This is a genomic window from Pseudomonas sp. CCI1.1, from assembly GCF_034348165.1.
In the GTDB taxonomy this organism is placed as follows: Bacteria; Pseudomonadota; Gammaproteobacteria; order Pseudomonadales; family Pseudomonadaceae; genus Aquipseudomonas; species Aquipseudomonas paracarnis.
On sequence record NZ_CP133780.1, the window covers coordinates 4,049,480 to 4,062,823 of the forward strand.

13 protein-coding genes are annotated in these 13,344 nt (G+C 60.4%); 7 read left to right on the top strand and 6 right to left on the bottom strand.

What is annotated here, in order from left to right:
• Positions 1-41 precede the first annotated feature (41 nt).
• From pqqF to pqqE, 6 genes are all read left to right on the top strand, one after another.
• Positions 42-2,417: a pyrroloquinoline quinone biosynthesis protein PqqF gene (gene pqqF / locus RHM69_RS18365; protein ID WP_014720193.1), complete on the top strand. Its 2,376-nt coding sequence runs from the start codon at positions 42-44 to the stop codon at positions 2,415-2,417.
• A 158-nt stretch (positions 2,418-2,575) separates the two neighbouring features.
• Positions 2,576-2,650, top strand: a complete 75-nt coding sequence (gene pqqA / locus RHM69_RS18370) for a pyrroloquinoline quinone precursor peptide PqqA (RefSeq protein WP_003194766.1) — start codon at positions 2,576-2,578, stop codon at positions 2,648-2,650.
• A gap of 71 nt (positions 2,651-2,721) precedes the next feature.
• Positions 2,722-3,633: a pyrroloquinoline quinone biosynthesis protein PqqB gene (gene pqqB, locus RHM69_RS18375; protein ID WP_014720194.1), complete on the top strand. Its 912-nt coding sequence runs from the start codon at positions 2,722-2,724 to the stop codon at positions 3,631-3,633.
• A gap of 11 nt (positions 3,634-3,644) precedes the next feature.
• Positions 3,645-4,397 (top strand): pyrroloquinoline-quinone synthase PqqC, encoded by a 753-nt coding sequence (pqqC, locus tag RHM69_RS18380; RefSeq protein WP_014720195.1) that lies wholly within the window; start codon positions 3,645-3,647, stop codon positions 4,395-4,397.
• Positions 4,394-4,669 (top strand): pyrroloquinoline quinone biosynthesis peptide chaperone PqqD, encoded by a 276-nt coding sequence (gene pqqD, locus RHM69_RS18385; protein ID WP_003194772.1) that lies wholly within the window; start codon positions 4,394-4,396, stop codon positions 4,667-4,669. The genes pqqC and pqqD overlap by 4 nt, the downstream gene beginning before the upstream one ends.
• On the top strand, positions 4,662-5,792 hold the full coding sequence (pqqE, locus tag RHM69_RS18390) for a pyrroloquinoline quinone biosynthesis protein PqqE (RefSeq protein WP_019817403.1): 1,131 nt from the start codon (positions 4,662-4,664) through the stop codon (positions 5,790-5,792). Before pqqD ends, pqqE begins: the two co-directional genes overlap by 8 nt.
• A 5-nt stretch (positions 5,793-5,797) precedes the next feature.
• On the opposite strand, the gene RHM69_RS18395 is transcribed toward pqqE, so the two are convergent.
• The 4 genes from RHM69_RS18395 to RHM69_RS18410 all read right to left on the bottom strand — a co-directional run bounded on the left by RHM69_RS18395 (position 5,798) and on the right by RHM69_RS18410 (position 8,204).
• Complete coding sequence (locus RHM69_RS18395; protein WP_003194776.1) at positions 5,798-5,956, bottom strand: YqaE/Pmp3 family membrane protein; 159 nt, start codon at positions 5,954-5,956, stop codon at positions 5,798-5,800.
• 93 nt (positions 5,957-6,049) lie between these two features.
• Positions 6,050-6,367: a helix-turn-helix domain-containing protein gene (locus tag RHM69_RS18400; RefSeq protein ID WP_014720197.1), complete on the bottom strand. Its 318-nt coding sequence runs from the start codon at positions 6,365-6,367 to the stop codon at positions 6,050-6,052.
• On the bottom strand, positions 6,351-6,716 hold the full coding sequence (locus RHM69_RS18405; RefSeq protein ID WP_014720198.1) for a type II toxin-antitoxin system RelE/ParE family toxin: 366 nt from the start codon (positions 6,714-6,716) through the stop codon (positions 6,351-6,353). Before RHM69_RS18405 ends, RHM69_RS18400 begins: the two co-directional genes overlap by 17 nt.
• 225 nt (positions 6,717-6,941) lie before the next feature.
• Positions 6,942-8,204: an aspartate aminotransferase family protein gene (locus RHM69_RS18410; protein ID WP_014720199.1), complete on the bottom strand. Its 1,263-nt coding sequence runs from the start codon at positions 8,202-8,204 to the stop codon at positions 6,942-6,944.
• A 209-nt stretch (positions 8,205-8,413) separates the two neighbouring features.
• On the opposite strand from RHM69_RS18410, the gene RHM69_RS18415 reads away from it, so the two are divergent.
• A complete protein-coding gene (locus RHM69_RS18415) occupies positions 8,414-9,313 on the top strand; it encodes a LysR family transcriptional regulator (RefSeq protein ID WP_014720200.1) in 900 nt (299 codons plus the stop codon).
• Positions 9,314-9,396: 83 nt separating this feature from the next.
• On the opposite strand, the gene ltrA is transcribed toward RHM69_RS18415, so the two are convergent.
• Both ltrA and RHM69_RS18425 read right to left on the bottom strand, forming a co-directional pair.
• Positions 9,397-10,818: a group II intron reverse transcriptase/maturase gene (gene ltrA / locus RHM69_RS18420; protein WP_011805433.1), complete on the bottom strand. Its 1,422-nt coding sequence runs from the start codon at positions 10,816-10,818 to the stop codon at positions 9,397-9,399.
• 641 nt (positions 10,819-11,459) lie between these two features.
• Positions 11,460-13,238, bottom strand: coding sequence for an acyl-CoA dehydrogenase C-terminal domain-containing protein (locus tag RHM69_RS18425; RefSeq protein WP_060766712.1), 1,779 nt, complete (start codon positions 13,236-13,238; stop codon positions 11,460-11,462).
• Between the last annotated feature and the right edge of the window lie 106 nt (positions 13,239-13,344).

Genomic DNA, 13,344 nt, shown 5'->3' on the forward strand with positions numbered 1-13,344 from the left:
GGTTTGCTAGCATAGGCACTTCCCACGCCTCGGAAGTGCCCATGCCTGCGCCGGTTCACCCTCATCCCCTTCACCTGACTCTCGCTAATGGCCTGCGGGTTTGCCTGCGCCATGCGCCACGCTTGAAGCGCTGCGCCGCCGTTTTACACGTGGCTGCCGGCAGCCATGACGTGCCATTGGCCTGGCCTGGCCTGGCGCATTTTCTTGAGCACTTGTTGTTTCTCGGTACCGAACGTTTCCCAGTCGGCGAAGGGCTGATGGCCTACGTGCAGCGCCACGGTGGGCAGGTCAACGCCAGCACCCGTGAGCGCACCACCGAGTTCTTCTTTGAACTGCCGGTGCCGGCTTTTGCAGACGGGCTGGCGCGTTTGGCGGATATGCTGGCTCACCCGCGCCTGGCCCTCGACGATCAACAACGTGAACGCGAAGTGCTGGAGGCGGAGTTCATCGCCTGGTCCCAGGATGCCAAGGCCCAACAGCAAGTGGCGCTGCTGCAAGGCTTGGCGGCGGATCATCCTCTACGAGGTTTTCATGCCGGCAACCGCGACAGCCTGCCGGTGGAAAGCGACGAGTTTCAGCACGCCTTGCGAGGGTTCCACGCACGCTTTTATCAAAGCGGGCAGATGACCCTGAGCCTCGCCGGTCCACAATCGCTGGCCGACCTGCAGGCCTTGGCCCAGCAGTTCAGTGACCAACTGACGCCCGGCCCATTGCACCCGCAGGCCGCTCCACCGGCCTTGATGCATGGCCCGGCGCGCCGTTATCAGCACGTCGCCGGCCAACACCTGCATCAGGTCATTACGTGTAACGCGCCACGGGAAGCGCTGGCGTTTCTCTGCACCTGGCTCAACGCCTCGGCCCCCGGCGGGTTGCTCGCTGAACTGCAAGCGCGACGACTCGCCACCGCGCTGCAGGCGTCCGTGCTGTACCAATTCGCGGATCAAGCCGTGCTGGATATAGACTTCACCCTCGCCAGCGAACGCGAACCGGCTACGCAGATTGAAGAGTTGCTGCACGACTGGCTGGGTTTCTTCGCACACAGCGACTGGACAGCGTTACGCGAAGAGTTCGCCTTGCTCAATGCTCGCCAGCAACAGGTCCAAGGCGCCCTGGCGTTGGCGCGCAACGATGCCCAAGACCTGTCGGAACAAGGCGTCGTTGCCCTCAAGGCCATACTCGATTCACTGCACCTGCCCGCCTCCCGGCACCCTTGGCAACTGCCGCCCAATAACCCCTTGCTTCGTGCGCCCGCCAAGGAAGAACGCGCTGGCCTGATTCGTGGCCAAACCAGCGCCCACCGTGGCTTGCGCACCTTTGCCCAGGATCGCTCACGGGGCCGACGGGAGCTGTCAGCGTTGACCTTCAGCCAGGCGTTGGCGGATGACACTGGCGAAGGCGCGCTGTACCTGCACTGGCGGTTTGACTCGGCGGTACCCAGCGGGCTGGAAAGTCTGTTGCGGCCGTTGCGCGAGCAGGCACGCCAGGCCGGCGTCGAGTTGTCTTGCGAAACCTGCGCCACGGATTGGCAGGTGAAGATGCACGGCCTCCACGAGCCCATGCCGGCGGTGCTCGAAGCGTTGGCGCGGTGTCTGAGTGACTCGGATGAACCTTTGCCACCGACCGCTCCCGTGCCGATGATCGCCATCCGGGAACTGCTCAAGGCGTTGCCCGCTTGCTGCGCGGGTGTTCAGCCCCAGCCTCAGGAGACGACAGCATCATGGGCTACCGCGCGCTGGCAGGCGCTGGGCGCAGGCCTGCCACCCGCCTGTGAAGCCGCGATCAAAGCCGCAGCGGTCCGGCTGCCTGGGCAACCGGCAAGCGTGCCTTCTACACCTCAGTCCCTTGACGGACGAAAGCGCTGGCACGCAGTCAGCACCGAATCCAGCGAAGCAGCGCTACTGCTATTTTGCCCAACGCCGACTCAATCCCTCGCCGATGAAGCCCACTGGCGGTTGCTCGGGCACGTGCTCCAGGGGCTGTTCTACCAGCGTTTGAGAGTCGAACTGCAAATCGGCTACGCCGTGTTCAGCGGCATCCGACATATCAACGGCCAAACCGGCCTGCTGTTTGGGGTGCAATCGCCGAGCGCCTCCCTGGACGGCATCGTCCAACAGTTGCAGGCCTTCCTGGGGCAACTGCCGTCGTTGATCGAACGCAGCCCCGACTTGGGTAACCAGGCCCTCGCACAGCAGTTCGCGGCCCAGACGCTGCCCATCAACGAAGCTGCCGACTTGCTGTGGCATGCGCACCTGGCAGGTCATTCGTCGGGTTATCTGGATCAGCTTCAACAGTTGATCCAAGCGTGCACACGCGAGGATGTGCAGCGCGCCGCGCAACAACTCAATGACGCGGCAGGCGGCTGGCAATGCGTGGCCAACGGGCCGCGTATCAGCGACGACTGGCAAGCAGCGCCGTGATCATTGCCAACCCTGCAACAGGCTTTCTCCACCGAGACAGCGCTAACTTGAATAAAATTGCGTAACATTGCGCAGCAATATCTGAACATCTCCAACAGGAGGTGGACTATATGTATTACTTGGTAGTGAACGTCCCATCCCTTGATAGGAGTAAGAATATGACCTGGTCCAAACCTGCTTACACTGATCTGCGTATTGGTTTCGAAGTCACCATGTACTTCGCCAGCCGTTGATTGGCTGAGTGATACAACGCCTCGGTTCGCCCGGGGCGTTTTTGTTTTGAGCTGTGCTTGATGGAGCGATCATGTTTGTCCAGATTCTAGGTTCCGCCGCCGGCGGTGGCTTCCCGCAGTGGAACTGCAACTGCGTGAACTGCGCAGGTTTTCGCGATGGCAGCCTGCGGGCCCACGCGCGTACCCAGTCGTCCATCGCGATCTCCGACGATGGCGTGAATTGGGTGCTCTGCAATGCCTCGCCGGATATCCGCGCGCAACTCCAGGGCTTTGCGCCCATGCAACCGGGCCGCGCCCTGCGCGATACCGGCATCAGCGCAATCATCCTGATGGACAGCCAGATCGACCACACCACTGGCCTGCTGAGCCTGCGCGAAGGCTGCCCGCATCAGGTGTGGTGCACCGACATGGTCCACGAAGACCTGAGCACCGGTTTCCCGTTGTTCACCATGCTGACCCACTGGAACGGTGGCCTGGCCTGGAACCGCATCGAGTTGGACGCCAGCTTCACCATCCCGGCCTGCCCCAACCTGCGCTTCACCCCGCTGCCGTTGCGCAGCGCCGCACCGCCCTATTCGCCGCACCGTTTCGACCCGCACCCCGGTGACAACATTGGCCTGATCGTCGAAGACCTGCGCACCGGCGGCAAATTGTTCTACGCCCCGGGCCTGGGCAAGGTCGACGCACCGCTGCTGGACATCATGGCCGGCAGTGACTGCCTGCTGGTGGACGGCACGATGTGGGACGACGATGAAATGCAGCGCCGTGGCGTCGGCACCCGCACCGGGCGTGAGATGGGCCACCTGGCACAGAACGGCCCCGGCGGCATGCTTGAAGTGCTCGAGCAACTGCCCAAACAGCGCAAAGTGCTTATCCACATCAACAACACCAACCCGATCCTCGATGAAGACTCCCCCGAGCGAGCGGAGCTGGTGCGGCGCAATGTCGAAGTGGCTTACGACGGCATGAGCATTGAATTGTAGGAGCGATCGAAATGACCGACACACCGTTGAGCAAGGCTGAGTTCGAAGCCGCCCTGCGCGCCAAGGGCGCCTTCTACCATATCCATCACCCCTACCATGTGGCGATGTACGAAGGCCGCGCCAGCCGTGAGCAGATCCAGGGCTGGGTCGCCAATCGCTTCTACTATCAAGTGAATATCCCGCTGAAAGACGCGGCGATCCTGGCCAACTGCCCAAACCGTGAAATCCGTCGCGAATGGATCCAGCGCCTGCTCGACCACGACGGCGTGCCCGGTGAAGACGGCGGTATCGAAGCCTGGCTGCGCCTGGGCCAGGCTGTGGGCCTGGACCCCGATCAACTGCGCTCCCAAGAGTTGGTGCTGCCCGGCGTACGCTTCGCCGTGGACGCCTATGTCAACTTCGCCCGCCGCGCCAGCTGGCAGGAAGCCGCCAGCAGCTCGCTGACCGAGCTGTTCGCGCCGCAAATCCACCAGTCGCGCCTCGATAGTTGGCCGCAGCACTACCCGTGGATCGACCCGGCCGGTTACGAGTACTTCCGCACCCGCCTGGGCCAGGCCCGGCGCGATGTGGAACACGGCTTGGCGATCACCCTGCAGCACTACACCACCCGCGAGGGGCAGGAGCGCATGCTGGACATTCTCCAGTTCAAACTGGACATCCTCTGGAGCATGCTGGACGCCATGAGCATGGCCTACGAACTCAAACGCCCGCCGTATCACAGCGTGACCGAACAGCGGGTATGGCATAAAGGGATTACCCTATGAGCTTTGATCGCAGCAAAAAACCGACCTGGCGCCAGGGCTATCGCTACCAGTACGAGCCTGCACAGAAAGGCCACGTGTTGCTCTACCCCGAAGGCATGATCAAGCTCAACGACAGCGCCGCATTGATCGGCGGCCTGATCGACGGCGAGCGCGACGTGGCGGCCATCATTGCCGAGCTGGACAAGCAGTTCCCCGGCGTACCGGAGCTGGGTGACGACATCGAGCAATTCATGGAGGTCGCCCGTGCTGAGCACTGGATCACCCTTGCCTGAAAAACCCGCCATCGGCCTACCGCTGTGGCTGCTGGCCGAGCTGACCTATCGCTGCCCGTTGCAGTGCCCGTATTGCTCCAACCCGCTGGATTTCGCCGAGCAGGGCAAGGAGTTGAGCACCGAACAATGGATCAAGGTATTTCGCGAAGCCCGTGAAATGGGTGCTGCGCAGCTGGGGTTTTCCGGCGGTGAGCCGCTGGTGCGCCAGGACTTGGCCGAACTGATCGGCGAGGCTCGCAAGCTGGGTTTCTACACCAACCTGATCACCTCTGGCATCGGCCTCACCGAACAAAAAATCAGCGACTTCAAGAAAGCCGGCCTGGACCATATCCAGATCAGCTTCCAGGCCAGTGACGAACAGGTGAACAACCTGCTGGCCGGCTCCAAAAAAGCCTTCGCGCAAAAACTGGAAATGGCCCGAGCCGTGAAAGCCCACGGCTACCCGATGGTGCTGAACTTCGTCACCCATCGGCACAATATCGACAAGATCGACCGCATCATCGAGCTGTGCATTGCGCTGGAAGCAGATTTCGTCGAGCTCGCCACTTGCCAGTTCTACGGCTGGGCACAGCTCAATCGCGTGGGTTTGCTGCCCACCCGCGAGCAACTGGTGCGCGCCGAACGCATCACCAATGAGTACCGCGCCAAACTGGAAGCCGAAGGCCACCCGTGCAAGCTGATCTTCGTGACACCGGATTATTACGAGGAGCGCCCCAAAGCGTGCATGAACGGCTGGGGCAGCATCTTCCTGACAGTCACACCCGACGGCACCGCCCTGCCTTGTCACGGCGCAAGGCAAATGCCCGTGCAGTTTCCCAATGTGCGCGACCACAGCATGCAGCACATCTGGTACGACTCGTTTGGCTTCAATCGCTTTCGTGGCTACGACTGGATGCCCGAGCCGTGCCGATCATGCGACGAAAAAGAAAAGGATTTCGGCGGCTGCCGTTGCCAGGCCTTCATGCTCACCGGTGACGCCAGCAACGCCGACCCGGTATGCAGCAAATCCGAGCAGCACGGCATCATCCTTCAGGCGCGGGAAGAAGCCGAACAGGCCACCCAGACCATCGAGCAACTGGCCTTTCGCAATGAGCGCAACTCAAGGCTCATTGCAAAAGGCTGAGCGCCTCAACGCTTGGCGATGATGTACACCGCGTGGATGATGCCCGGGAAGTAACCGCACAGGGTCAGCAGGATATTCAGCCAGAAGGCACCGCCGAAACCTACTTGTAGGAACACACCCAATGGCGGCAGCAGAATGGCGATGATGATACGAATGATGTCCATGGGTCAGCTCCAGAAAATCGGCTCGTGTGAGCCGTGTAGCTAATCGACCTTGGCGGTTCGTGAGGGTTCAGTGGATTCTGGCATTGGGCCATCTCAGGCCAGAATCTGCAGGCCATGCTTTTGCACGATGCTCAATAATTTGAGCGCCATGCCGCTAGGCCGTTTCTCTCCCGACTCCCATTTTTTGACGGTGGACGCGCTGGTGTTCAGGTAGCGGGCGAACACAGGTTGGCTGACATGGCTGCTTTCACGTAGTTGCTTGATCTGTTCGGCAGGTATTTGGTCTGGCATGGATAAGCACGCCTCATCATATTCTCGCAGAGTGGTTTTGCTGATGGCGCCGACAGCATGAAGTGCCTTGGCTGACTGGTGAATGGACTCAAACGCCTCGCTTTTATACTTCTTGGTCATGATGTATCTCCACAAACTCCTTGAGATCCAGCATTTGCTGAATCTGTGCTTCGTTTAACCTTTCATAAGTTTTGGCCAGTGATCGAAACCAAACAAGTTCGCTCTGCGTAATGTTGCCTTGATCCTTCTTCGCGAACAGCAACTGATAAACCCAATAGTGCCTACCCTTGGCCAATATGATTGAACGATGTCGATTTTGATTGAGGCGTTTTTTCCAGACACCACCGCCCAGATTATCTGCCTGCCCCCTCAGCATTTCGCCAAACGCCTCCCTCAACTCCGAATCGCAGATCCAGGCTTTGTTGGCCGCCTCGGCAAATCGCCGTGTTTTAAACAACCTGAGCTTCATGGAGGTCCCTTCCCAAAAACATACCACCCAGTGGTATAGATTAAAAGTCGAGCACGCTGTGCCCCATCGGCGGTCCTTGCCGACGTCCGCTAAGAAACCACTGTTCCCAGGGAGGCTCAATCAACGTTTTCACACCAGAAATTACCCAGACAAAAAAACGCCCCCAGCCAAAAGAATCAGGCTGGAGGCGCCGCGTATGCCGCGAGACGGTTCAGGAAACTGGGGTCAAACGGCGATGCCCTTGCGGCATTGCACTTGAGCGGTGCGCACCCGAGAAAAGGCGCGGGCAAGCCGCAGCAGCATTTCGTCGATGTGGGTTTTGCTGATGTTCAGCGCAGGGGTAAAGCGCAGGCAGTCAGGTTGTGAGGCAGTGAGAATCAGGCCTTCGTGCAGCGCGGCCTTGACCACTGCTGCGGCGCAATCGTCCGACAGTGTCAGGCCCCAAAGCAGCCCGTTGCCGCGCAAGGGCCCATGGTCGTAACGGTAGGCCAGCCGGGCAAGGCCTTCTGCCAGGTACAAGCCAGATTCACGTAGGTGCTCGAGAAAGCCGTTCTCCAATAGAGCGTCGAGTACGGCGATACCCGCAGATGCCATCAGTGCATTGCCGTGATGTGTACCGTCCAGCTCGCCCGGTTCGAAGCAACAGGCATTACCACGCGCCACCAGCGCCGCCAAGGGCACACCGCCGCCCAGGCCTTTGCCCAGGGCAATGATGTCGGCGCGCACGCCGTATTGCTGTTCGGCGAGCAGGCTGCCGCAGCGGCCGATACCGGTTTGCACTTCGTCGAAGATCAGCAGGATCCCGAGCTCACGGCACAGGCGTTCGACGCCTTTGAGGTAATGTTCTGTCGCAGGGACGACACCGCCGCCGCTTTGTATCGGCTCCAGCATGATGGCGACGGTCTGCGCATCGACCGCTGCATGCAGGGCCGGCAGATCGTTAAACGGCACCTGGCTGAAACCTGGCAGCTGCGGTTCGAACCGGTTTTCGCAGGCCATGGCCGACGCCGACATCGCCCCAAGGCTCCGGCCGTGGCAGCCATTGCTTACCGTGAGGATGTGGTAAGCGCCGCCACGATGCAGCTGGCCCCACTTGCGTGCCAACTTGATGGCCGCTTCACAGGCTTCGGCACCCGTGTTGAGCAAGTAGGCCTGATCACTGCCGGTGTGGTGGCACAGACGGTCGACGAGGTCCAGTTGCGCGCGGTTGTGCAAACCCAGGCCAGGGTTGATCACGGTGTGCATCTGTTCGGCAATGGCGTCGCGCACGGCCTGAGGACTGTGGCCCAGGCTGTTGGCGCCGCCGCCTTGACTGAAATCCAGATAGGCGCGGTCGTCAGCGTCCGAAAGCCAGGAGCCCTGCCCCTGCACAAACACCTGGGGCGGGCGCGCCACAGTGGGCATCAGGCACTGGCTGGAAACCTCTGCACGCGGGGCATGCACAAGCAGGTCATCCAGACTCGGCGCGAAGCGACGGAACAAGTTCACACTTCACCTCCGTTGGCAACCTGACCTTGGTCGATGCCGCCTGCCAATAAGGCCTTCAGATTTTTTGCGTTGCCTATGTAAACGCTATCAACAAAAACGCTGTTCATTGTCCGATCCGGCCCTGTAAGCCCTGCGAATAGGCGCTAGACTAGGCGCCTCGGGGGCCAGCGGCCATTTCGATTTTCCAGCTTTTTCGATAAGCAAACCTTATGGATTTCAAGCAACTGCGTTATTTCGTCGCGGTGTATGAGGAAGGCCATGTAGGCCGTGCCGCGGAGCGTCTGTCGATCTCCCAGCCAGCGTTGTCGCAACAGATTCGCCAACTGGAACAGAACCTTGATGTAAGTCTGTTCGAACGTAGCAGCAAGCGTCTGCTGCCAACGCTGGCGGCGCACACTTTATACAACCACGCGTTGCCGCTCATTGATGGGATGCAGCAAGCCGTGGAGGCACTGCGCAACTTCAAGGGCCAGGCCATGCGCACCCTGGCCATCGGCGTGCTGCAAACCGTGCACACCAGCCTGGTACCGCAGATGCTTGAGCGCGTGCGCAAGGCCCAGCCCCATCTGGTGGTGCAGATCTACGAGCTGACCGGGCTTGAGATTGAGCGGCGGTTGCTCAATGGCTCACTCGATATCGGCATCAGCTATCTGCCACCCCGTCAGCCGGGCCTGCACGGCGTGTTGCTGTATGAAGACGAGTTGAAGGTGGTGATACCCGAAGATCATCCGTTGCGCGAGTTCAAGAAAGTCTCGCTCAAACAAGCCGCCGAATTACCGATGTTGCTGCTGGGGGAAGAGTTTCAGGTTCGGCAGATCTGGCAAGGCCAACTGTCCAACCTCGGGCGGCGTCCGCAAGTGCAGGCGGAACTCAATACCATGGTGGGCATTCTCGACAGCCTGCCTCACACCCGTTTGGCGACCGTGCTGCCTGGGCGGTCCCAGGATGAACACAACAGCAAGGCGCTGCTGTGGAAACCCTTGAGCGAGCCCAGGGTACCGCTGAAAGTAGGATTGGTATGCCGCGATGTGCAACGCCAGCAGGCGACGGTGGCGTTGCTGCGCACCCTGCTGGAAGACGTGATGAATGCCCCGTCGACAACCGCCTGACTTTTTCGCGGGATCGAGTAGGAGGCGGATTCACATCCGCCGTCCTCTCACACCACCGTACGTACGGTTCCGTATACGGCGGTTCAGGTTATACGGTTAAGTCGGTTTATCGTATCCAGTATCGAGACCAGCCCGAGGCGGTCCCACAGCTTCTTCGGCAACGCCTGATTCATATGGGGCGCTCCCGAGTTCCACCATGGGCCTCGGCCATTGACTGCCGATTTCCACGCCCGCGCCGCATTAAGTCCCAAGCGTATCAAGTTGCGCGCCCTCGTAGAGGGCCGCTTCCATTGACGCCAGACGATACAGCGAAGCTTGTGACGCACCCAGCCGTCCAATTCCTCAAGTGGCCGTCTGCTCTGGCTCAGCTTGAAGTAGCCCGCCCATCCGCGCAGCACGGGGTTTATCCGCTCGATGACAGTCGCCACCTTGTGGCCCCGCGCTTTACGTAGCAGCTCTCTGAGCCGGTCGCGCAAGCGACCCAGGCTCATCGTCGCCACTCTCAGTCTCGGTTGCTGATGCCAGCTCATCCCGTAACCCAAGTAATCACACATCCAAGACCCGGCTACTCGGCTCTTATCCCGATTCAGCGTTAGTTTCAGGCGCTGATTCAGGAAGCGCTCAACACTGGCCATCACTCGTTCGCCAGCACGAGGGCTGCGCACATAGATGTTCGCATCGTCGGCATAACGCACGAAGCGATGACCCCGCCGTTCCAGCTCGCGGTCGAGTTCGTTGAGCAGGATGTTCGACAGCAACGGCGAGAGCGGGCCGCCTTGCGGCGTCCCTTCCTGCCGTCGGCTGGCGATCCCACCCGACATCTCACCGGCTTGGAGGTACCGCCGGATCAGTCTGAGCACGCGTTTATCTACGATTTGGCGCGCCACGTACGCCATCAGGAGATCGTGGTTGACCCGGTCAAAGAATTTCTCAAGATCGAGTTCCACGCACCAGCGATGCCCTGCCGCCACATGGGCGCGGGCTGTCTCGATGGCTTGGTGGGCGCTTCTGCCCGGACGGAAGCCGTAGCTGTAATCCGAAAACAGCGGGTCGAAGATCGGCGTGAGCTGTTGCAGCAGTGCCTGTTGGATCAGGCGATCCACGACGCAGGGAATGCCCAGTTGTCGGGTGCCGCCTTTGGGTTTGGGGATGTCGACGGCGCGTACACCTTGCGGGTGGTATTCGCCGGCCAGCAACCTCCTCTGGAGGATCGGCCAATACTGATTCACGTAGTCCGCCAAGTCGTCGACCGTCATGCCATCGGCACCCGGCGCGCCCTTGTTGCTGACCACGCGCTGATACGCACGTCTGAGGTTGGCCGGTGCAAGCACCCGCGCCATCAGCGTGTCCGGCTCCGCGTTCGTCCACGTCACAGATGCCGTCGATACCTTTGCGCTGTCAGCCGTCATCCTCGGATTCTGTCCGGGACTCGGAGTCACAGTCTTCTCTTGGAGAAATTTCTGCATTTCGGTATTCAACGAGACTCTGACGCCTACTGGCGGCATAACCTGTTCGGCCCTTGGTGGCGCGGTTATTCGCCACTTACTACGGCTTCGGCTGACTTCTGCACGCTCATCCCATCGCCTCTCGACGCTCGGTAGCACACTGGCAAACGTGCAGATCTCCCAGGGTAATTCGCGCGACCTTCCTGCTTATGCCTGTCGGATCTACGTCACAGCGTTCCGTGCAAGTATTGGGCTTTGAAGATTTTGGCCTTCTTACCCCGCTGCGCCGCCTCTATCCGCTTCCTGTTCGTCAGGCCAGCATTTTGCCTCGGGCTTCCTTCAGATTCGCAGTCACCCGCGACACCCTTGCCTCTGGCTAACACTTCCCCTTGCCGGGTGTGTAGAGGACTTTCACCTCCCAGTCACCAGCGTGGCCACCACAGCCAAGCTGGTTGCGCTTGCGCGCAACGCGCCATGCCTGGCGCACCAAAAGAAAACCCCGCCGAAGCGGGGCTTTGCAGACTGTTTCCCTGACATCCATTTCACTCCGCCGTCCTGGCAGAATCCTACGTGTCCGTGTTGTTGCTTTGCGCTTCCTGCGCGACGTCCATGTGAAGTAGATTAGCCGTGGATCCAATGTGGCGATAGAGGACGATTAGCAGCACGTCATGTAAGAGAATGCTTACACGCCCTCCTCGCCCTTAAAACAGGGCTTCATCCATCAGGAACAGTGATTCGCTGCCGGCTTTTACCGATGCACTCAACGAGTGGATACGCGGCAACAGTCGGGCAAAGTAGAAACGCGCAGTTCCCAGTTTGCTGGCGTAGAAATCCTCTTCGCCTTCTTTGCCCAACGCCGCCTTGGCCATGCGCGCCCACATATAGGCATAGGCCATGTAGCCGAACGCATGCAGGTATTCCACCGAGGCCGCACCGATTTCATTGGCATTGCTCTTGGCGCGGTCCAGCACCCAGGCCGTCAACTCATCCAGGTTATCCACTGCCGCACTTAGCGGTTTGGTGAATTCGGCCAACTCAGGGCCCGATGCGGCGATGAACTGGCGGATCTCATCAGCGAACAAGGTATAGAACGCACCGCCGCTGCCAACGATCTTGCGGCCCATCAGATCCAGGGCCTGAATGCCGTTGGTGCCTTCGTAGATCTGAGTGATGCGCACGTCACGCACCAATTGCTCCTGGCCCCACTCGCGGATGTAACCGTGGCCACCAAACACCTGCTGGCCAAGTACGGTGGTTTCCAGGCCCAGGTCGGTGAGGAACGCCTTGGCCACCGGCGTCAGCAACGCCACCAGGTTATCGGCACGCTCGCGCGCCTGGGCATCGTCGCTGAACTTGGCGATGTCCAACTGCGTCGCCACGTAGGTGGAGAACGCCCGGCCGCCTTCGTTCGCCGCCTTCATGGTCAGCAACATGCGGCGGACATCCGGATGCACGATGATCGGGTCTGCCGGCTTGTCCTTGGCCTGCGCGCCCAGCGGGGAACGGCTCTGCAGACGGTCGCGGGCATATTCAATCGCGTTCTGATAGGACCGCTCACCCGACGCCAAGCCCTGAATGCCAACACCCAGGCGCTCATAGTTCATCATGGTGAACATCGCCGCCAAGCCACGGTTGGGCTCACCGACCAGGTAACCCACGGCTTCGTCGAAGTTCATCACACAGGTAGCGGAGGCCTGGATGCCCATCTTGTGTTCAATGGAGCCGCAATTTACCGGGTTACGCGCGCCCAGGCTGCCATCGGCATTTACCAGGAACTTCGGCACCAGAAACAGCGAGATGCCCTTGGGCCCGGCCGGTGCGTCCGGCAGTTTGGCCAGCACCAGGTGGATGATGTTTTCGGTGAGGTCGTGCTCGCCACCGGTAATGAAGATCTTGGTGCCGCTGACCTTGTAGGAGCCGTCCGCCTGAGGCTCGGCCTTGGTGCGGATCATGCCCAGGTCGGTACCGGCATGGGCTTCCGTCAGGCACATGGAACCGGCCCACTCACCGGAATACATCTTCGGCAGGTAGGTAGCCTTGAGTTCTTCACTGGCGTGGGTGTTGATCGATACACAGGCGCCGGAGGTCAACATCGGGTACAGGCCGAAAGCCAGGCTCGACGAGTTGATCATCTCTTCAACCTGCGCCGACACGGCCTTGGGCATGCCCATACCGCCGTAGGTCGGGTCGCCGCCCACACCGACCCAGCCGCCTTCGGCGTAGGTGCTGTAGGCCTGGGGGAAACCGTCGGGAGTCGTCACGGCGCCGTCCGCCCAGTGGCAGCCTTGCTCATCGCCGCCGCGGCTGAGCGGGGCAATGGATTTGGCGGTGACTTTGCCGGCCTCTTCCAGGATCGCTTCGACGGTTTCGGCGTCAACGCTGTCTGCCAATGCCGGTAACTGGGCCCAAGTATTAGCGACCTCAAACACTTCGTTGAGGACGAAGCGCATATCACGCAACGGCGCTTTGTAATCAGCCATGGCAAACCTCGTGAGAACGTGAAAAGTAATTCGATAGGATCGGTTTTACAGACGTCGAGTGTACCCGAACAACTTTTCAGACACATAGGGTCAGTTCGTGACCGCT

What these genes read in the sequence shown, in the direction of transcription:
- pqqF (WP_014720193.1), top strand. Translation starts at nt 42, where the DNA reads ATGCCTGCGCCGGTTCACCCTCATCCCCTTCACCTGACTCTCGCTAAT.
- pqqB (WP_014720194.1), top strand. Translation starts at nt 2,722, where the DNA reads ATGTTTGTCCAGATTCTAGGTTCCGCCGCCGGCGGTGGCTTCCCGCAG.
- pqqC (WP_014720195.1), top strand. Translation starts at nt 3,645, where the DNA reads ATGACCGACACACCGTTGAGCAAGGCTGAGTTCGAAGCCGCCCTGCGC.
- pqqD (WP_003194772.1), top strand. Translation starts at nt 4,394, where the DNA reads ATGAGCTTTGATCGCAGCAAAAAACCGACCTGGCGCCAGGGCTATCGC.
- RHM69_RS18395 (WP_003194776.1), bottom strand. Translation starts at nt 5,956, where the DNA reads ATGGACATCATTCGTATCATCATCGCCATTCTGCTGCCGCCATTGGGT.
- RHM69_RS18400 (WP_014720197.1), bottom strand. Translation starts at nt 6,367, where the DNA reads ATGACCAAGAAGTATAAAAGCGAGGCGTTTGAGTCCATTCACCAGTCA.
- RHM69_RS18405 (WP_014720198.1), bottom strand. Translation starts at nt 6,716, where the DNA reads ATGAAGCTCAGGTTGTTTAAAACACGGCGATTTGCCGAGGCGGCCAAC.
- RHM69_RS18415 (WP_014720200.1), top strand. Translation starts at nt 8,414, where the DNA reads ATGGATTTCAAGCAACTGCGTTATTTCGTCGCGGTGTATGAGGAAGGC.
- ltrA (WP_011805433.1), bottom strand. Translation starts at nt 10,818, where the DNA reads ATGCCGCCAGTAGGCGTCAGAGTCTCGTTGAATACCGAAATGCAGAAA.
- RHM69_RS18425 (WP_060766712.1), bottom strand. Translation starts at nt 13,238, where the DNA reads ATGGCTGATTACAAAGCGCCGTTGCGTGATATGCGCTTCGTCCTCAAC.